The sequence below is a fragment of the Streptomyces sp. NPDC021080 genome (genome assembly GCF_044333225.1).
Taxonomy (GTDB): Bacteria; Actinomycetota; Actinomycetes; order Streptomycetales; family Streptomycetaceae; genus Streptomyces.
In genome coordinates, this window is sequence record NZ_JBIRQM010000014.1 from 114,541 (window position 1) to 134,648 (window position 20,108).

A 20,108-nucleotide genomic window follows, 5' to 3' on the forward strand; every position below is an offset into this window, starting at 1 on the left:
GGACCCCGCTCACTGCCGCCGCCAGGAGCGGAAGGCCCGCAGGTGTTCCGGCGTGACCACGCTCTCCAGGTGCGCGTCCTCCTGGTCACCGCCGCCGAGCGCGGCCACCAGTCGCCGGGCCGGTACGTTGCGGTCGGTGCGCTCCGCCGTCAGCCGGACCTTCGCGCAGCCGAGCTGGTCGGCGCGGTCCGCCAGCCACTGCAACAGCCGCTCCTCGACGCCTCGGCCGAGCGCGCGACAGCTCAGCGACCAGGCGAGGACGTCGAGTCGGTCGCCGTCCACGCGCAGGGCGAGCAGGCCGATCTGGCCGTAGTCGCCGAAACGGTCCCGTGCCGCGGCCGTCCACACCTCGCCGTGCTCCCGCCACCGCGACAGATCACCGCCGTCGGCGGACCGGGGACGGAGGGTGAACTGATTGGTGCGGCGGACGAGTTGTTCGGCCCGCTCGACGTCGGCGCCGGACAGGGCCCGGATGTCGACCTCCAGCCGCAGCTGGGCGAGGAACTCCTCGAACCCCGTCTGTTCGCGCACCGCGTCCCGCTGCCGCTCCTGTGCGTAGAACCCCGCCCGCAGCGCGTCCTCGGCGGTCGCCGCCGCCGGAACGAGCGGCCACAGCCGGTGGAGGAATTCGTCCAGTCCGGCCGCCGGAGGGCAGGTCACGGACAGGACTTCCGGCAACACCGACCGCATTCCGCCGATTTCGACCGTGTTGTCGTCGAGGAACAGGAAGCTGTCCAGTCCCAGGTTGAGGGTGCGCGCCGCCTCCGTGAGGCGGTCCGGCTTCGGGGCCCAGCCGGCGGACAGCACACTGAAGTGTTCCGCTTTCAGCGTGCTGTCCGGACGGTCGAGGACGGCCCGGACGGTGTCCTCGTCGTTGTTGCTGACCAGGACGAGCAGCGCGCCCGCGGCACGCCATCGCAGCAGTGTCCGTGCCAGCCGGGCGCGCGGTCCGGTCAGATCCACCGACCCGGGGCCGATCTCCCCGGCGATCCCGCCCCACAGGGTCTCGTCGCCGTCCACCGCGATCACCTTCGGCGCGGGACGCAGTACCGCTCGCACCGCCTGGGCCAGCCGCAGGGCCACCGCCGCCTGGAAGTGCGGGGTGAAGGGAAGATGGGCCAGCCGCTCGGTCCGCTGGTCGAAGTGCTCCGCGACGGCGTGGTGGCGCGTCCATTCGTCCGGGCCCAGCACCGCGATGCCGGGGGCGTCGGTCAGCTCGGCGACGAGGCCGCTCTCCCATCGCGCGAGGCGGTCGTCCTGTCGCGCCGAGGGGAGGATGCCGACGATCAGCGGCCTGCGGGTCCGCTCGGACAGGGCTCGCAGCGCGGCCGGGTAGGCGGTGCCCAGTTCGGTCAGCACCGTGTCGGTCACCGGGCCGAAGCGTTCCAGGTCCGTGGCCCGCAGCAGCACCACGCCCACCGCCGTCGTGGGATCGGCGAGGACGCCCGAGGGGTCGCGCAGAGCGGTGAGCACCTGGTGGTACGGCGCTTCCGTCACCGTCAGGCCCTCGTTCCGCGCCCGCTCCCCCGCTGCTTCCCCGGTGCTCTCGTCGAGCGCCGCTTCGCACAGCAGCGGCAGATTGCCGAGCGCGAAGGTGGCGGCCAGGGCGAGCGAGCGGCGCGGGCGGTCAACGGCAGTCTGCGTGACCGGAGTTGCCGTCACGCCCGAAGACGCCGCAGCGCCTGCCGCGACCGCGCCCGGAGTTGCCGTCACGCCCGTCACGACCGGAGCTGCCGTCGTACCGCCCGTCACCGGAACCGCCGTCGTACCCGCCGCGCGAACCCCCGTGGTCGGGTCGTCGGCTGCCACGGCGAGCAGGCGCAGGAATTCCTCCGCCAGTTCGGTGGAGGTCGCGGCGTCGAGGATGTCGAGATTGTGGTCGAGCCGGACGCGGCCCGCGTCCGGGGTCATGGTGACCATGAGGTCGAGGTCGGAATATCCCGTGCCGGCCGGGAGCACCTCCAGTCGGCCGAGACGGGCGGCCGAGGAGCGTACGTAGTTGAAGTACACCTCCACCAGCGGGGCGTTCGCCCGGTGCAGTCCCTGCCCGGCCAGGGTCGACAGGACGCCCGTGAACATGGCGCCCTGCGCGAGGACCCGGTCCAGGCGCGCGTCCGTCCGGCGCACCACCTCCTCGATCCGCTCCCCCGCCGCCGCCTCGGCCGGGAACGGCACCGGTACGCCGAAGAAGCCCACCGCGTCGTACGCGTCGGCGTGGATGCGGGTGTCGACGGGCACGGCGAGCACGAAGCGCTCGCGTTCGCGCATCCTGGCCAGCAGTACGGTCAGGGTGCCGAGGCAGAAGGCCGCGGGTGTGACGGCGAGCCCGGCGGCGGCCGCCGCCACCCGCTCCGTCAGCCCGTCGGGGATCGCCACGGTCACGCTCCCGGCCCGATACGAACGCGTCGCCGGGCGGGGCCCGGCGAGCGTGAGGTCGAGGCGTTCGCTGCCGTGGAAGGCCTCCCGCCACTCGGTGTCGGCGGCGCCGGAGGCACCACCGCTCCGCTGGGCCTCGATCAGCAGGTCGATGTCACGGTTGGTGACGGCGTCGCCGAGCGAGGTGCCGGACAGCTCGGCGTCGATCTCCCCGGCGACGAGCAGAAGCGACTGCAGGTCGCTCACCGCGTGGTGCGCGCCGAACAGCAGGATCTGGCCGCGTGGACCGGCGTCCAGCAGCTCGAACCGCCACAGCGGGGCCTTCGCCAGGTCGAACGGCGGCTCCAGCAGCCGGGACAGCCGGTCGGCGGCGGCGTCGTCGATGTCGGGTACGGCATCGACGGTCACGTCCGTCCAGCGCAGCAACGGCTCGGCCAACTCCCTCTCCACGCACAGCTGCCGGCCCTGTCCGCCGCCTCCGGGCAGCGCCGTGCGCAGGGCCGCGTGCCGGCCGGCGAGCCGGGTGACGATGTCGGTGAGTTCCTCGCGGGTGGTCGGCCCGGTGAGCCGGACGGCCAGGCCGACGGTGTGCGCCGCGTCCGGCATGCCCGGCTGGGCGCTGCGCAGCAGCCGTACGACATCGCGGGTCGCGGGCCGCAGTTCGCTCTCGGGCACCTCGGAGGTGACGTCGGGCTGTGGTTCCTGTCTGTGCGCCGTGGTGTCGCGTTCGGGCAGCACCTCGACCAGGGCGCGTGCGAGACCCCGGATGTCGGACGCCGAGAAGACGGCGGCGGCCGGGAGTTCGGCGCCCAGCTCCCGGGTGAAGGCGTTGCGCAGCCGGACCAGCATGAGCGAGTCCAGGCCCAGTTCCTTGAGGGCCGTGGTCGCGGACACGTCCACGGACCCGCCGGAGACCTGGCCGACCTTGGCCCGTACGTACGCTTCGAGGCGCCCGGTCCGGTCCTGGTCCGTGCTCGCCGCGAAGACCTGTGCGACGAGGTCGTCCATGCCCTTCGGATCCGCGGCGACGGTGATGAGGTCGCCCAGGATCTGGCGGGTACGGGCCGCGTCCTGGTCGAGTTCGAGTGCCTCCGGGTCCAGGACGAGGGGGGCGAGCTGACGGCGGGCGGTGGCGAGCACCCGCTCGAACATCTCGCCGCCTTCCGCGGGAGTGAAGGCGATGAGACCCGAACGGCTGGTCTCGGCGGCCCGGTCGGCGGAACCCGCGACCATGCCGACCTCCGTCCAGGCGCCCCAGTCCAGGCTCAGTGCCCGGCGGTCGGTGCGGGAGAGGTGGTGCGCCCAGGCGTCGAGGAAGGCGTTGGCCGCCGCGTACGGGCTCTGGCCGGCCGAGCCGAGGACACCGGCCACCGAGGCGAAGAGGACGAACTTCTGTGCCTCCGGGGCGAGTTCGGTGAGCAGGGTGGTACCCAGGACCTTGGGGGCGAGGACGCGCAGGACGCGTTCGTCGGTCAGGTTCGCCACGGTGGCGTCGTCGAGGACACCGGCCGCGTGGACGACGGTGGCGATCGGGCCGGCCTCGCGGCGTACGGCGTCCAGGGCGGCCGTGAGCGCGGCGCGGTCGGCGACGTCCGCGCGGGCGAGGTGCACGGTGACACCGCGTGCTTCGATCTCCTCGATCCAGCTCCGCGCCGCCGTACCGGGCTCGCTCCGGCTCATCAGGGCAAGCCGGCGGGCGCCCCGGCGGACCAGCCGTTCGGCGGCCACCCGGCCGAGGCCGCCCAGGCCGCCCGTGATCAGGTGCACGCCGTCCGCGGTGATCCCGTCGTGGCCGCCGTCGTCGGGGCGGGTGCGGGCCAACCGTGGCACGAGCCGGCCCGATTCCCGCAGTGCGACGAGCCGTTCGTCGTCCGCGTGCCACAACTGCGTCCACAGACCGTCGTCGTTCGTGGCCGGCAGGTCGATCAGCGTGGTGGACAGCTCCGGGTACTCCTGGGCCACGGACAGTCCGAAGCCCCAGGCGAGCGCCTGCTGAGGGTTGGTCACCTGGGCGCTGTCACCGGCGGCTTGGCTGCCCCGTACGACCACGAACAGGCGCGGGGAGCGGCCCCCTGGCCGGTCGGTGAGCGCCCGCACCAGGTGCAGGGTGCTCAAGCAGCAGTGCCGTGCGGCCTGTTCGGCCGTGGCGGCGTCCTCGACGGCCGGGGCGTCGAGTGCGGACAGCTGCACCACCCGCTCCGGCGGTCCGTCGGCGAAGGCCTCGCCGAGCAGACGGGTCAACTGCCGCGGATCGGTGGGATCGAGGACATAGCGGCCTGGTCCCTCGATTCCGAACGCCGTGCCCCGGCGCACGATCGCATGGGGCACGGCGGCGGAGGCCAGCCGCTGTGCGAGCGCGTCGGCCACCCCGGTCTCGTCGGCCAGGACGAGCCAGCCGCCGTCGACGGGCCGTTCCTGTGCGGCCGGGCGCGGCTGCCAGCGGGTCTCGTAGAGCGCGCCGTCCAGCGGTGAGAGCGCGGCGAGTTCGAACTCCGTCGCTTCCAGGACCAGTTGCTCCTTCTCGTCCCAGAGCCGCAGATCCAGGAGCGCGGTGTCACCGTCCACGGAGCGCAGTCGGCAGGTCGCCCAGGCGGGCGCGGAGCGCAGGCCGGTGAAGCGCAGCCGTCCGACACCCGCCGGCACGAAGGCGCGGCCCGCGGGCGCGTCGGCCGGCAGGGCCGCGGTGTGGAAGGCGGCGTCGAGGACCGCGGGGTGCAGCAGATGACCGGCGGCGGGCTGCCGGGACAGTCGGCCGACGGCCGCGGTGTCCGCGCGGTGGCCCTGCTCCAGGCCCCGGAAGGCGGGGCCGTAGTCGATGCCCAGGGCCTTGAGCCCGGCGTAGACGGCGGGCAGGTCGGCTTCTTCGTCGCACCGCTCGCGCAGCACGGCGAGCTCCGGGTCCGCGTCGGTCGGGACGACGGGCTCCGAGCCGAAGCCGGTCGTGTCGGGCGCGGGTTCGGCGGCGCCGTCGACGATCCGTCCGGTGACGTGCTGTTCCCACGGCGTGCGCCGCTCCCCGGTGGCGGTCGAGGCGATGGTGAAGTCCTGTGAGCCGTCCTCCCCGGCGGGATGCAGAACCAGTTGCAGCCGTGCGGGCCTCAGCGGGTCCAGGGCCAGGGGCCGTACGAACCGCACGTCGGCCAGGCGCACTTCGTCGCCGTCCCGCAGCGTGGCCGCGGCCTCCAGCGCCAGGTCGAGGAAGGCGGCGCCGGGCAGCCAGACCTCGCCGGTGACCTTGTGGTCGGCGAGGTAGGCGAAGCGGCTGTCGCGCAGGTCGATGTCGCTCTGGAAGAGGTGCCGGCCGGGTGTGTCACTGGCCTCGACATGGGTGCCGAGGAGTGGTGAACCCCCGGCCGTCGCGGCGGCCGGGGCGGGTGTGCGCCAGTGGCGTTCGCGGGCGAAGGCGTACGTGGGCAGGTCGATCCGGCGGCCCTGCGGGAGCAGCACCGGCCAGTCGGGCGTGTGTCCGGCCTCGTACAACTCGGCGAGCCGGGCCAGCAGATCGTCCCGTCCGTCCCGCCCGCGGCGCAGCGACGCGACGGCGACCGCGTCGATCCCCGCCTCGGCCGCCACCGCCTCGACCGACGCGGTGAGCGAGGGGTGCGGGCTCAGCTCGACGAAGTAGCGGTAGCCGTCGTCGAGCATCCGCCGGATCGTGTCCGCGAAACGGACGGGGCGTCCGAGGTTCGCGTACCAGTGGTCGGCGTCCAGCCGGTCGCCGGGCACCGGTTCGGCCGCCACGGTCGAGTACAGCGGGGTCGGCGCCAGGGTGCCGCGGACGCCGGAGAGCCGGTCCAGCAGTTCCGCGCGGACCGGGTCCATCCAGGGGGTGTGGGAGGCGAACGGCGTCGACAGCCGCCGTACCGGGATGTTCCGCGCTTCGAGGTGCGCGCGCAGTTCGGCCAGCGCTTCGGTGTCGCCGGATACGGCGGTGGAGTGCGCGCTGTTGACCGCGGCGACGAACAGCCGGTCCGGATAGGGCGCGAGCAGCTTCTCGGCCTGCGCGCACGGGAGTTCGAGGGACAGCATGCCGCCCTGTCCGACCAGGGGGGCGACCGCCCGGGCCCGCGCGGTCACCACGGTCACGGCGTCGTCCAGGGTGAGGGCGCCCGCACTGTAGGCGGCGGCGATCTCGCCCAGGCTGTGTCCGGTCACGGCGTCCGGACGGACGCCGAGCGCGCGCCAGGCGGCGGCCAGGGCCGCGTTGACCGCGAACAGCACGGGCTGCAGGAATTCAGTGCGGTCGAACGGGACACGTTCCTCGGGCGCCCGCAGCACGTCGAGCACCGACCAGCCGACGTGGCGGCGCACCGCCTCGTCGATACGGGTCAGCTCCTCGCGGAAGGCTTCCGACTCGGCCGCCAACCCTGTTCCCATGCCGGGCCATTGGCCGCCGTGCCCGGCGAAGACGAAGGCCACCTTGCCCGTCCGCTCCGCGTGGGGCGGGGGCAGGGGGGTCCGGCCGGTCGCCAACGCGTCGAGCCGTGCGCGCAGTTCGGTCCGGTCACCGGCCACGATCCCCACGCGCTGTTCGAAGTGGCTGCGGTGCCGGGCCAGGGTGTGGGCGACGTCGGGCAGGGCGATGTCCTCGTCCAGATGCCGTGCCAGTCGTGCGGCCTGTCCGCGCAGGGCGGCATCACTCCGCCCGGACAGCGCGAAGAGCCGTGTGCCCGGGGCGGTTTCCTCCTTCGGCGGGGCCTCGGCCGGCCCGGCCTCCTCCACGATCAGGTGCGCGTTGGTTCCGCTGATCCCGAAGGCGCTGACACCGGCCCGCCGCACGCGTCCGTCCGACGCCGGCCAGGCGACCGTCTCCCGCAGCAGGTGCAGTCCGCTGTCGTCCCACTCGACATGGCGACTGGGCGTCCCGGCGTGCAGGGTGCGCGGCAGGGTCCGGTGCCGCAGGGATTGCACGACCTTGATCAGACCGGCCACGCCCGAAGCCGCCTGCGCGTGACCGATGTTGGACTTGAGCGAACCGAGGTACAGGGGGCGGCCCGCGGGGCGCGAGGCACCGAAGACCTCCGCGAGGGCGTTCGCCTCGATCGGGTCGCCGAGCGTGGTGCCGGTCCCGTGCGCCTCGACGTAGTCGATGTCGGCCGGTTCCAGCCCGGACAGCTCCAGTGCCCGCCGGACCACCTGTTCCTGGGCCGGACCGTTCGGCGCGGAAAGGCCCTGGCTGCGCCCGTCCTGGTTGACGGCCGTACCGCGCAGAACGGCCAGCACCTCGTCACCGTCGCGCCGCGCGTCGCTCAGCCGCTTCAGTACGACCATGCCCGCGCCCTCGGCCCAGATGGCGCCGTCGGCGTCGTCGGAGAAGGAGCGGCAGCGGCCGGTCGGGGACAGCCCGCGCAGACGGCTGAACTCGACGAACGTTCCCGGCGTCACCATCAGGGTCACCCCGCCGGCGAGGGCCAGGTCGCACTCGCCCGACCGCAGGGCCTGGGCGGCCAGGTGCAGCGCCACCAGGGAGGAGGAGCACGCGGTGTCCACGGTCAGCGCCGGTCCGTTCAGGCCCAGCGTGTACGCGATCCGGCCCGAGGCCACGCTCGGCGCCGATCCCGTGCCGACGTACCCGTCCAACTGGTCGAGCCGGGAGCCCGCGAGGTAGTCGCTGCCGAACATGCCGACGTACACACCGGTGCTGCTGCCCGCCAGCTCGCCCGGCACGATCCCGGCGCGCTCCAGCGCCTCCCACGCCGTCTCCAGCAGCATCCGCTGCTGCGGGTCCATGGCCGCCGCTTCCTTCGGGGTGATGCCGAAGAAGCCCGCGTCGAAGGACTCCAGGTCGTCGAGGAAACCGCCTTCCGCGGCGTACGAGGTGCCCAGGGCCTCCGGGTCGGGGTCGTGCAGCGACTCCACGTCCCAGCGGTCCGCCGGGAACGGGCCCACCGCGTCACGGCCCTCGGCGACGAGGTGCCAGAGGCTCTCGGGGTCGTCCACGCCACCGGGCAGCCGGCAGGCCATGGCCACCAGGGCCAGCGGCTCGTCCGACACCGGCACCGGGGTGCGCGGGGACCGTGGGCCGGGGGCGTCGCGCCCGGGGGTGCGGCCGTCCGTGGCGAGCGCGGTGGCCAGCAGGTGGGCGGAGAGCCGGGCCGCGGTGGGGTGGTCGAACAGCAGGGTGGCGGGAAGCCGGGCGCCGATCCGGGTGCCGATGCGGTTGCGGAGCTCCACCGCCGTCACCGAGTCCATGCCGAGTTCACGCAGCGGCTGGTCGGGGCGGACGGATTCCGCGGAGCGCAGGCCGAGCGCCCGGGACGTCTCCTCACGGACCAGGGCCAGGACGCGTTCGGCGCGGTCGGCCTCCGGGAGCCGGGCCAGCCGGTCCGCCAGCGCGGTACCGCCGTCCTGACCGGTACGGGGCGCGGGCAGCAGCGAGCGCCACAGGGCCGCCGTACCGTCGTCCCGGGCAGCCGCGCTCTCGCGCAGGCGGGGCAGGTCCAGGGACCAGGCGATCAGGTGCGGTGCGCCCCGGCGCAGGGCGAGTTCGACGAGTTCGCGGCCCTGGCCGGGGGTGAGGGCGCGGTGGCCCAGCCGGGCCATCCGCTCCAGGTCGGCGTGTTCGGCGGCGAGACCTTCGCCCGACCAGGCGCCGAAGGAGACCGAGACCGCGGGCAGGCCCAGGGCCCGCCGGTGGTGGGCCAGTTGGTCGAGGAAGACGTTGGCCGCCGCGTAGTTGCCCTGGCCCGGGCTGCCGAGCACGCCGGCCGCCGAGGAGATCAGCAGGAACAGGTCGAGCGGCATGCCGGCGGTGAGCCGATGCAGATGGGCGGCGCCGTCCGCCTTGGGGCGCAGCACCCGTGCGAGGCGTTCGGGCGTCAGCTCGGCGATCGCCCCGTCGTCGAGGATTCCGGCGCAGTGCACGACACCGCGCAGCGGCAACGTGTCGCCGACGCGGGCGAGTACACCGGCCAGGGCCGCCGCGTCCGCGACGTCGCACTCCGCGATCTCGACCTCGGTTCCGAGCGGGGCCAGTTCGGCGGTGACCTCGGCCGCGCGCGGATCCGCCGCACCCTGACGCGACGTCAGAAGCAGACGGGGAACACCGTGTTCGGCGAGGAGCCGGGCGATGTGCCGGCCGACGGCGCCGAGGCCGCCGGTGATCAGCACCGTGCCGTCGGTGGGCGCGAGGGCGCCCCGGCCGACGAGGTCGAGGACGACCGGGGCGTCGGACACACTGCCTCGCCGTATCGCCTCGGGTGCGGCGGTGACGGGCAGGACCTGGGGACGGGCCCGACGCGCCCGGTCGACGACGGCCTCGTGCAGTGCTCGGGCCGCCGCTTCGGTACCGGTGGTGCCGTCGGACGCGCAGGGCAGGGCGGCCGCGGTGGTGAACGGCACGTCGTCCGGGAGCACCGCGACCAGCCCTGCGTCGGCGATCGCCGTGGAGCCGGGCGGGGTGTCGGCGAGGGCGACGACCCGCAGGCCGGGGCTCAGGTCCGTCACGTCGGCGGCGGTCTCGGTGACCACACCGGCACAGGCGGTACGCGGCCGCTCCCCGCCGGGCCCGGGAACCGCCACGGCGTGCACCTGGATCCTCACCCGGCCCGGTGTCAGGGCCGGGGGCACCACCGCGCGCAGGACCGGATCGGTCGCGGGCCCGGCCAGTTCGTAGGCGTCACCGGCCGGAATCCGCAGCCCCTCGGCCGCGCGGGCACGCACCAGTCGCGGAGCGAGCAGGGAACCGTCACGGAAGGCGAGTTCGGGCTCACCGGAATGGGCGACGGCCGTCGGCAGAACGCCTGCGGTGTCAAAGTCCCCGAGGTCCAGCAGGGTCAGCCCGAGGTGCGGGTGTTCGGTCCGGGCGCTGCGGGCCAGGCCCCACAGCACCGACTGGGCGAGGCCGGGCACGGTGTCCCCGGCACCGGTCGCGACCGCGCCACGGGTCACCCACACGGTCCGGGCGGACGGCGGGTCGTCCGCGGATGCGATCAGGGCGCGCAGTTCGGCCAGTGCCGACGCCGCCAACTCCTGTGCGGCAGCGGCTGGTTCGGCATCGGCCGCCGGGCGCGGCCAGAATCGTACGACGATGTCGGCGCCCGTCTCGCGCACCTGGACGCCCGACGCGGCCAGGTCCCGCAGGGCGGCCGCGACCTCCGGGGCCGAACGGTCGCCGTGGACGGCCCACACGGCGGGCGTCGCCACCTCGGGCTGTTCGGCCCCGGAGGTCACGGCCGTCCACGCCACTTCGTACAGGTGACGGCCGTTCTCCGAGGCGCCGTTCAGGTCCGCCGGGTCGGCCGCCCGCAGCCGTACGTCCTCCAGCCGGCCCGCCAAAAGGCCGTCGGCGTCCCACAGGGTCACGTCGAGGACGAGGTCCGTCCCCGAGCCGCCCGTCCGCCGTACCAGCGCCGTGAGGTCGCTCGCGACGCCGGGCGGCAGGACGCAGCGGCCCACCGCGACCGGCAGCAGCACCCGGCCTTCGGAGGCGTCCAGAGCGGCGGCGACGTGCAGTGCGGCGTCCAGCAGCGCCGGGTGGACGGGGTAGGGATCGGCCGCGTCGCGGGCCGGGGCCGGCAGTGACAGGCGGGCCAGCAGCCCGCCCTCGGAGGCGGTCGCGACCGCCGAGCGCACGCATCGGAAGGAGGGTCCGTAGCCGAGACCGAGCGTGGCCAGCCGTTCGTAGGTGTCCGGGCTCCAGGCGGACTCGGCGGCCTCCGGCCACACCGGCGGAGGCGTCGCCGTCACCGGGGCGGGGGCGGCCGCCGACGCGGTGGCGTGCAGGGTCCAGCCCTGGGGCTCCGGGCCGCGCGGGCGGCTGTGCACGGTGATCTCCGGCACGGATCCGCTGGTGATCACCTCGACCGACACCTCGACCGTGCCGGTCCCCGGCAGCACGAGAGGCGCGAGCAGAAGCAGATCGGTCACGTCACCGGGCCGGTCCGGGCGGGCCACGGCGAGCGCCGCACGGCACAGTTCCATGACGGTCGTGCCCGACACCACGGTCCGCCCGAACACGGCGTGGTCGGGGAGCCAGTCGGCGGTGGCCGGGGACCATTCGTTGCGGAAGGTCCAGCGGGTCTCGTCCGCCGACTGCAGGTGAACGCCCAGCAACGGGTGCGCCGCGCGGTCGAAGAGACCGGAGTCCACGGCGCCGGACCCGGGTTCGGGGTCGATCCAGTAGGACTGCGGGTCCCAGGCGTACGTGGGCAGGTCGGCCGTCCCCGGGTCGGGGACGACGCGGCGCCAGTCGATCAGCCGTCCGTGGACGTGGAGTTCGGCGGCGGCCCGGTCCAGACAGGCGGGCCCGTCCTCGTCGCGGCGCAGCGATCCGACCGCGACCAGGTCCTCGTACCCGTGGTCCTCGGCGACCGTGCGCAGGGCCGTGACGAGGGAGGGATGGGGGCTGAGTTCGACGAAGTGGCGGTAGCCGTCGGCCGCCATGCGTTCCACGGCGGGCGCGAAGCGCACGGGTTCACGCAGGTTCGAGTACCAGTAGTCCGCCTCCAGTTCCTCGGTGACCGGCTCGCCGGTGACCGTGGAGTACCAGGCGACGGTGGTCGGGGAGGTGGTGACGCCGTCGAGCTCGTCGAGGATCGTGGCGCGCAGTGGCTCGACCCGGGCGCTGTGGGAGGCGTAGTCCACGTCGAGGCGGCGGACGAACACCTGCTCGCGGGCGAGGTCGGCGAGCAGGGCGTCGAGTGGCTCCACGTCACCGGCGATCACCGTCGAGCGGCCGCTGTTCACGGCGGCGACGGACACCCGGCCGCCGAGGCCCGCGAGGCGCGCCTCGACCTCGGCATGCGGCAGGGCGACGACGGCCATGGTCCCGGTCCCGGACACCTCGGTCAGGGCCTGGCTGCGCAGGGCGACCACCGCCGCGGCGTCGCTCAGGCTCAGCGCCCCGGCGACGCAGGCCGCGGCTACCTCGCCCTGGCTGTGCCCGATCACCGCGTCCGGCCGTACGCCACGGGCCCGCCACACCGCGGCCAGGGAGACCATCACCGCGAAGAGGACGGGCTGGACGACGTCCACCCGGTCCAGGGCGGGAGCACCCTCGTCGCCGCGCAGGACGGCCGCCACCGACCATTCGGTGAACGGGCGCAGCGCGGCGTCGCAGCGGTCGAGTTCGTCGGCGAACACCGGTGACCGGTCGAGGAGTTCGCGGGCCATGCCGGACCACTGGGCGCCCTGGCCCGGGAAGACGAACGCCAGCTTGCCTGCCGGGAGGGTCTGTTGCGGGCCCACGACGAGGTCGGGGTCCGGCTTTCCCTCGGCCAGACCGCGGAGCGCGGTGAGCAGTTCGTCGTGGTCCTGGGCCCGGACGACGGCGCGGTGCTCGAAGTGGGTGCGGTGGTGGGTGAGCGTTCCGGCCACGCCGGGCAGTTCCGGCCGCGGTTGAGCGGCGAGCGCGTCGAGCAGGCGGGCCGCCTGGCCCCGGAGCGCCGGGAGGGTGCGGGCGGACAGCGGGAAGAGGGCCGGCTCTCCGGTGCGGGGGCGCGGGGCGGGGGGTGGTTCGGCGGCCGATGTCGGTTTCTCGGCCTGCGTCGAAAGCGCGGCCTCCGTAGGCGCCGCGTCCTGCGCCGAAGCAGCGGCCGACGCCGGTGTCACCACCTGCGTCGGAAGAGCAGTCGGCGTCGTTTCCGGTGTCGGTGTCGGTGTCGGTGTGGGTGTGGGTGTGGATGTCTCTGTCGGTCGTGCCAGGTCCTGTGGCGACTCCTCCAGCACGACATGCGCGTTGGTGCCGCTGATCCCGAACGCGCTCACCCCGGCCCGCCGCACCCGGCCGGCACGCCGTGGCCATGCCTCGGCGTGGCTGTGCACGCGCAGGCCGCCGTCCGCCCAGTCGACGTGCTCGGTCGGGGTCTCGGCGTGCAGGGACGCCGGGAGCCGCTCGTGCCCCAGGGACAGGATCGTTTTGATGACACCGCCGATGCCCGCCGCGGCCTGGGTGTGACCGATGTTGGACTTCAGGGAGCCGACGCCCAGGGGCCGCTCCGCCGGACGCCCGGGTCCGAAGACCGACGCGAGCGCCCGGCCCTCGATGGGGTCGCCGAGCCGCGTGCCCGTGCCGTGTGCCTCGACATAGTCCAGGTCGTCGGGCCGGAGCCCGGCGTCGTCGAGGGCGGCGCGCAGCACCCGCTCCTGCGCCGGGCCGTTCGGCGCGCTCAGGCCCTGGCTGCGTCCGTCCTGGTTGATCGCCGACCCCTTGACGACCGCGAGCACCCGGTCGCCGTCCCGGCGCGCGTCCGCGAGCCGCTTGAGGAGCACCAGACCGCAGCCCTCGGCCCACACCACCCCGTCCGCCTCGGTGGAGAACGGGCTGCACCGCCCGGACGGCGACAGCCCGCGCAGCCTGCTGAACTCGACGTGTCCGCGCGGTGTCACGAGGAGCGTCGCGCCACCGGCCAGCGCGAGGTCGCACTCGCCGCCGGCCAGCGCCCGCGCCGCCAGGTGCAGGGACACGAGGGAGGAGGAGCAGGCGGTGTCGACCGTGACGGCCGGCCCCTGGAGCCCGAGGGTGTAGGCGATGCGCCCCGACGCCACGCTGGACGCCGAGCCGGTGCCGACGTGCCCGTCGAGCCGGTCCAGCGGGGCCGAGGCGAGATATCCGCTGTCGTACAGGCCGACGTAGACGCCCGTCAGGCTGCCGTTCAGCGTCTCCGGGACGATCCCGGCACGCTCGATCGCCTCCCAGCCGGTCTGCAGCAGCAGCCGTTGCTGCGGGTCCATGGCCGCGGCCTCGCGCGGCGAGATCCCGAAGAAGGCCGCGTCGAACCGGTCGATGCCGGTCAGGAAGCCGCCGCGCAGGGTGTACGCCTTGCCGGTGGCCTCCGGGTCGGGGTCGTAGAGCTCCTGGGTGTCCCAACGGCCCGCGGGCACCGGGCCGACGGCGTTCTCGCCCGCGTCCAGCAGCCGCCAGAGGGACTCCGGGTCGTCGGCGCCGCCAGGGAACCGGCAGGCCATGGAGATGATCGCGATGTCGTCGGCGCCCCTCCGCACGGACGGACCGTCCGGCACGCCGGCCGGACCCGGGGCCGGATCGGCTGTGCCCAGGGCCCGTTCGCCGAAGACGGCCTCGGCGATCCCCTCGATCGTGGGGTGGTCGAAGACGAAGGACGGCTCGAGGGGCCGCCCGGTCCACTCGGACAGGCCCGCGACCAACGACACCAACTTCACCGATCCCAGACCGAATTCGGCGATCGGGCGCTCCGGTGCGACGGCCGACGGGGCAAGCCCGGCCGCATCGGCGACGGCCGACGTCAACCAGGCCCGCACCCCCTCACGGGTCGTCGGTGACATCTCGGGGAACTGCTTCGGGGACTCGTTCGCAGGCATCTGGGCTGGTGTCCTCGGGAACTTGGGCTCAGGTGGAATCCGTACGGCCGACGAGCCGGGCGCGCACGGAGTACGGCGCACGGCTCACGCCGACGACGCACGGCAGACGGCAGACGGCAGACGGCAGACGGCAGACGGCAGACGGTGAATTCGGGTGGCGTGCGGCGGATTCCGGTGGCCGTACACGCGGTACGACCGCGTGCGCCGTCGCACGACCGCCGTACGGACGGCCCGCGACGGAGCAACCGGCTTACTCGAGAGTGCTGTTGAGCCGCCGACAGCGCGTCGGCACGCTGTCGGCGGGGCAGGTCACCTCGTCGCGGGCCCGCCGACCAGGGAGAGAGTTCCGTCGAGATACGCCGCCCGGGAGGCACGGCGCTGGATCTTCCCGCTGGACGTCTTGGGGATGGTTCCGGGGTGGACGAGCACGACGTCGCGCACCGGCACGCCGTGCGCCTCGCTGATCGCGCCCCGGATCAGATCGATGATCTTCTCGGACTCACCCACCGCCTCCGGTGCCGTCTCGGCGACGACCACGGGCTGCTCGCCCTCCCCTCCACCGTCCACGGAGAAGGCGGCGGTGCAGCCGGGCCGTAGCGCCCAGTGGGACATCTCGGCGGCCAGTTCCAGGTCCTGCGGGTAGTGGTTGCGTCCCTCGATGACGATCAGGTCCTTGAGACGACCGGTGACGAACAGTTCGCCGTCCCGCAGGAATCCGAGGTCGCCGGTGCGCAGGAAACGGCCTTCGCGACCCGCGAGGGTGGCCCGGAAGGCCTGCCGGGTGGCGAGCGCGTTGCGCCAATACCCCTTGGCGACACTCGCGCCGGAGACCCAGATCTCACCCACCTCGCCCTCGGGCAGTTCTTCCTGCCGTTCGGGGTCGGCGATCACCACGGTGACGCCGGGGCCGGGCCGACCGGAACCGACCGCTGCCGCGTCCACCGATCTGGCGTCTGCCGCACCGGCGAACGACCAGGTGCCGTCAGCGGCGGTTGCGGGAGCGGCACTGGCACTGGCACTGGCGTTGGTGTTGGCCAGCACGGGTGGGGCCTGCACCGAACCGCCGGTGACGATCAGCGTGGCCTCGGCCAGGCCGTAGCACGGGTACAAGGCCTCACGGCGGAAGCCGGCCGCGCCGAAGGTGTCGGTGAACCGGCGCAGGGTCGCGGCCCGCACCGGTTCGGCGCCGTTGAAGGCGACCTTCCACCGGCTCAGGTCGAGGGTTTCGAGGAGGTCCGGAGTGACGTGCTTCAGGCACAGCTCGTAGGCGAAATTGGGGCCGCCGCTGGTGTGCGGACGGTACCGGCTGATGGCTGTCAGCCAGCGCTCGGGCCGCTGCAGGAAGTGCAGCGGGGAGAAGAGCGTGGCGGTCACACCGAGGTAGGCCGCGTTCAGGACCGGGCCGATGAGGCCCATGTCGTGGTAGACGGGCAGCCAGCTGACGAAGAGTTCATGGCCGTACTCCTCGATCACGTCGGGAGTGTGGCCCATCCGTTCCGTGATGACCCGCTCGTTGTCCAGCAGGTTCCCGTGGGTCACCATCACCCCGCGCGGGGCGGAGGTGGATCCGGAGGTGTACTGGAGGAAGGCGACCGAGTCGGCGGTGAGGTCGGGTTCGCGCCAGGAAGCGGCCGCCTCGTCGGGGATGTCCTCGGTGGCGACGCAGGTGATGTCGGCCAGTTCGGGCAGGTCTTCCGACATCGTGGCGAGGGCCGCGATCACCTCGCGGCCGCCCAGGATCACCCTGGCGTCCGCGTCGGCGATCATGCGCTTCATCCGGAGCAGGGCACGGTGGTTCTGCGACCGCCCGTGCGGGGGCAGGCTCGGCACGGCGACGACCCCGGCCGAAAGGCAGCCGAGGTAACCGCAGATGAACTCGATGCCGGGCGGATACAGCAGCATGACGCGGGAACCGGCCAGACCGCGCTCCTGCAGCCAGGCCGCGACGGCCCGGGACCGCTCGGCGAGCCGCCCGTAGGAGATGTCCTGGATCTCTCCGTCGCAGTCACCCGTGACGAGGTACCGATAGGCAGTCCGGTCGGGCTGCCGGGAAGCGTGCATGGTTAAGAAATCGACCAGGGAACGAGCCATAAGAGGAGTCTCACCTGTTCGGATGAGTGAGCGAAAAGACTGGAGTTCGAAGGCCGCGTCATGGGTACGCGCAGATGCCGTGTCCGCCTGGCCCCCTTGCCAGAACGTCCGTCTCGACCAATCCGCCCGGGAAACGGCTGCGATGTCCGCGCCGGCTCCCCGGGGCCCCCTACGGATTGCTACCAACGAGTAACACAATAGCAAGTTCGGCCGACTCCACAGATGTAACCCCGGGTACTAAATGCGGAATTGGGCCACCTGACGGTCGGTCACGAGAGATGAACAGGGTGAAGTCGCTGGTGAGCGACATGCGTTGGATGACCATGTGTACCGCGTCACGCACTCCGAACAGCGTTCGAGCCACTCGACCGCTCCCCCGCTCTCCGAGGGATGGGGCGCGACGGCAAGCACTCCCGAACCCGAGGACCCCGTTCCGCGCCTTCTCGGCTGCGGTGCGACACCCGGACTTCCTGACGCCGGAGCCGCATCAACACGCCCCATCCGTCCGACCGGCTCCTCACTCCGCCCGTGAGGCACATCGCACCACCGAGTCACGAACCAGGCCTATCGGGCCTTCCAGGCGATCGGTGAGCAGGGAAGGGCCGGAAAGCGCCCGGAGGGCATCCGAAGATCACGAGGGTGTCACCACGACACACCAGCCTTCACCAGGACTTCACCAAGAAGTCATACTGTGCCCATGAGCACATCAGGCAACCCGCAGGCCTCCGCACCGGCCTTTCCGTCACCTTCGCCGATCGCGGCCGAAACCCTCACCGCCGCCCCGGCACAGCCCCGGCGCGCGTGGTGGATCGCCCCTCTGGTCGGTGTGCTGGTGGCGGTACCGGTGCAGCTCGCCACCGCCTTCATGCTGCTGATATCCCCCATGGCGTTGGACTCGTGCAGCGCCGCCAACCCGTGCGGACGCACGGAGACCGCCATAGGCGCGAGCCTGGTCCTGCTCCTGTTGGCGCTGATCTCCCTGGGCGTGCCGTGGTACCCGGCGAAGAGGAAGAGCCTCGGTGTGGGAATCGGGGTCAGCCTGATCCCGCTGGGTCTCACGCTGGCGTCCATCGGCACACTGCTCTTCGGGATCGGATTCGGCTGACGGACGGTGCCGCGCCCTTCATGGGCGGCCGGCACCTGTCACCCGAGGGGACAGCCCCCTCTTGCCCGGCAGAACCGTCGGCCTCGTGCGGCGGCAACCGGGTCCGCCCTTTCCGGGGCCACCGGAGGGCGCATACGCAGGACACAGCACTGTCCGCCTTCCCGTCCCCCTCCCCCAGGTCCCCGGCGCGGGAACGGCTCTGCCCGTAGGGCGACGCGGATGGTGTCGATGCCCTACGGGCGGAACCGGCGGAGTTCCTCTACGGCACGGAAGTGATCCCGGGCGCCCGCGTCAGGAGCGGCGCAGGCGGCGGGACATGACGACCGCGCCGGCTCCGGCGACGGCGCCGGCCGCGGGGGTCGAGGGAGTGGTGGGGGCGGACTGCGACGGCGTGGGCGCGTCCGACGTGGCCGGGGTGCACGGCTTGCCGCCACCGTTCCAGGCGGCTACCAGGTGGTACGGGGTGGCGATGTTGTCGGGCTCGTAGGGAAGGGGGCCGTGGCCCTCCCAGCTCTTCCCGTCGTACGAGACGTCCTCGCCGTACAGGTCGATCTGGCCGTAGCAGTCGGGCGCCCGCACCGTCAGCTTCTGCCAGGTCTGCTTCGCGTCGGCCGAGTCGACGACGTCCGCGGCGGTGAGGTGGACGGTGGCCTCGTCGACCAGGCCCTGGTGGCCGGAGGTGAACCAGTTCGGTCCCTCGGTGGTGTACTCGGCCGGGGAAACGGGGTACTTGCAGCCGTCCCCGACGTTCCGGCCCGGGGCCGGCCGGACCTCCACCGTTCCGGGAACGGCGTCCCACTGGTGGAATCCGCCCTGGGAGGACCAGTCCGCGCCCACGACCTTTCCGTCGGCGTCGACGATGCGGTACTGGACCGTGGCGGACCGGCAGTCGCCGGTCGTGGCGGCACTTGCGGACCCGGCCGCGACGAGAGGGATCACGGCACCGGCGAAGGCCGTTGCCACCGCTTCGACGGGCGACCCTCCTCGGCCATGCGGCCTTGCCGTGTCGTTCCCGGTCACGGAGCTTCTTCGTCGCCCGGTCCGCCGACGGGCAGCCGTCAGCCGCGCGGACCGGCCTGCTCCTGGAGCAGGAGCCACAGCCTCACCGTCGTGTCCGCGCCGCAGCCGGCGAGTGTCCGTCCGTCCGGGCTGAACGCCAGCCCCCAAACGGCCTTGCGGTGGCCCTCGAGCTGGGCGGTGACCGTCAGGCGCGCGGGGTCGGTGACATCCCACAGGGTCACGGCCGCGTTCTCACACCCGGAGGCGAGCAGCCGGCCGTCGGGGCCGAACGCCACCGCGTACATCTGCCCCGTGTCCCCACGGCCGCCCAGGGGAAGGCTGCCGGTGGCCGTCCCGACGGGATGAGCCGGGTCGGTGACGTCCCACAGCATGACGGCCCCTCGCCGCCACGACGCGTACGTACCGGAGACGACGCCGAGATCACCGCTGGCGGTGGCCAGCAGCCGCCCGTCCGGGCTGAATCCCACCGCGTGGACGGCGGGCGCCCCGCCGGAGGACAACGCCTTCGACCGGCTTCGGGCCTGCGGTCGGACGGCGGCGGTTCGGACCGGACGGGTCGGCTCGCTGACGTCCCACAGGACTCCGGGGTCCCTGTCACCGGAGGAACCCGTGGCCAGCAACCGTCCGTCCGGGCTGAACATCACCGTGGTGACGGGCCCCGACAGCCAGAGGCGCCGGTGGTGGGTGACTGCGGCGCACCGGCTCGGACGCGTCAGGTCGCAGAGGTCCCAGACGGTCACGGTGCGGTCGCAGGCACAGGCGAGGAACCGTCCGTCGGGGCTGAAACCCACCGCGTGGACACCGCCTTGCCGCCAGCCGTCGCGGAACAACCAGCCAGGGCGCTCATGGACGAGGGTCGCCGCCCGGGTCGGGTTCGCCGGGTCCGTGACGTCCCAGAGGATGACGCTCCAGTCGGTGCTTCCGGTCGCGAGCAGCCGCCCGTCTGGGCTGAACGCCACCGCGTTCACCGCTCTTCGATGGCTTCCGAGGTCGGCGGAGCGGCTCGGGTGGAACACGTCCGTGACATCCCAGAGGACCACGGTCCTGTCTCTGCTTCCGGTCGCCAGCAGCCGCCCGTCCGGGCCGAACGCCACCGTGTTCACGGCTCTGCCGTGCCCGCTGAGCGTGGCGGCCAGTACCCACCGCTCGGACGGCGACGGCGTTCCCAGGGATGCCATGGTGCAGTCTCGCGCGATTCCGAATCCCGGGGAAGCCGGAGCGCAGGCTTCCGCCGTCC

5 protein-coding genes are annotated in these 20,108 nt (G+C 73.4%); 1 reads left to right on the forward strand and 4 read right to left on the reverse strand.

Annotation, left to right across the window (positions count from 1 at the left end; genetic code table 11):
* Positions 1–9: 9 nt before the first annotated feature.
* The gene (locus ACH4S8_RS31250; RefSeq protein WP_398399953.1) at positions 10–14,655 is read right to left on the reverse strand and encodes an SDR family NAD(P)-dependent oxidoreductase; all 14,646 of its coding nucleotides are present in this window, start codon (positions 14,653–14,655) and stop codon (positions 10–12) included.
* 309 nt (positions 14,656–14,964) lie between these two features.
* Entirely contained in the window at positions 14,965–16,716 is a 1,752-nt protein-coding gene (locus ACH4S8_RS31255; protein ID WP_398399955.1) for a fatty acyl-AMP ligase, read from the reverse strand.
* Between the two features lie 727 nt (positions 16,717–17,443).
* On the opposite strand from ACH4S8_RS31255, the gene ACH4S8_RS31260 reads away from it, so the two are divergent.
* Complete coding sequence (locus ACH4S8_RS31260; protein ID WP_398399957.1) at positions 17,444–17,851, forward strand: hypothetical protein; 408 nt, start codon at positions 17,444–17,446, stop codon at positions 17,849–17,851.
* Positions 17,852–18,142: 291 nt separating this feature from the next.
* Here ACH4S8_RS31260 and ACH4S8_RS31265 read toward each other — a convergent pair whose 3' ends face one another.
* Positions 18,143–18,814, reverse strand: a complete 672-nt coding sequence (locus tag ACH4S8_RS31265; RefSeq protein WP_398399959.1) for a hypothetical protein — start codon at positions 18,812–18,814, stop codon at positions 18,143–18,145.
* Positions 18,815–18,909: 95 nt separating this feature from the next.
* A complete protein-coding gene (locus tag ACH4S8_RS31270) occupies positions 18,910–20,049 on the reverse strand; it encodes a WD40 repeat domain-containing protein (RefSeq protein ID WP_398399961.1) in 1,140 nt (379 codons plus the stop codon).
* Positions 20,050–20,108 lie beyond the last annotated feature (59 nt).

Excerpts from the sequence above, each read along its gene's own strand:
- ACH4S8_RS31260 (WP_398399957.1), top strand. The coding sequence starts at position 17,444 with ATGAGCACATCAGGCAACCCGCAGGCCTCCGCACCGGCCTTTCCGTCA.
- ACH4S8_RS31250 (WP_398399953.1), bottom strand. The coding sequence starts at position 14,655 with ATGCCTGCGAACGAGTCCCCGAAGCAGTTCCCCGAGATGTCACCGACG.
- ACH4S8_RS31270 (WP_398399961.1), bottom strand. The coding sequence starts at position 20,049 with ATGGCATCCCTGGGAACGCCGTCGCCGTCCGAGCGGTGGGTACTGGCC.
- ACH4S8_RS31255 (WP_398399955.1), bottom strand. The coding sequence starts at position 16,716 with ATGCACGCTTCCCGGCAGCCCGACCGGACTGCCTATCGGTACCTCGTC.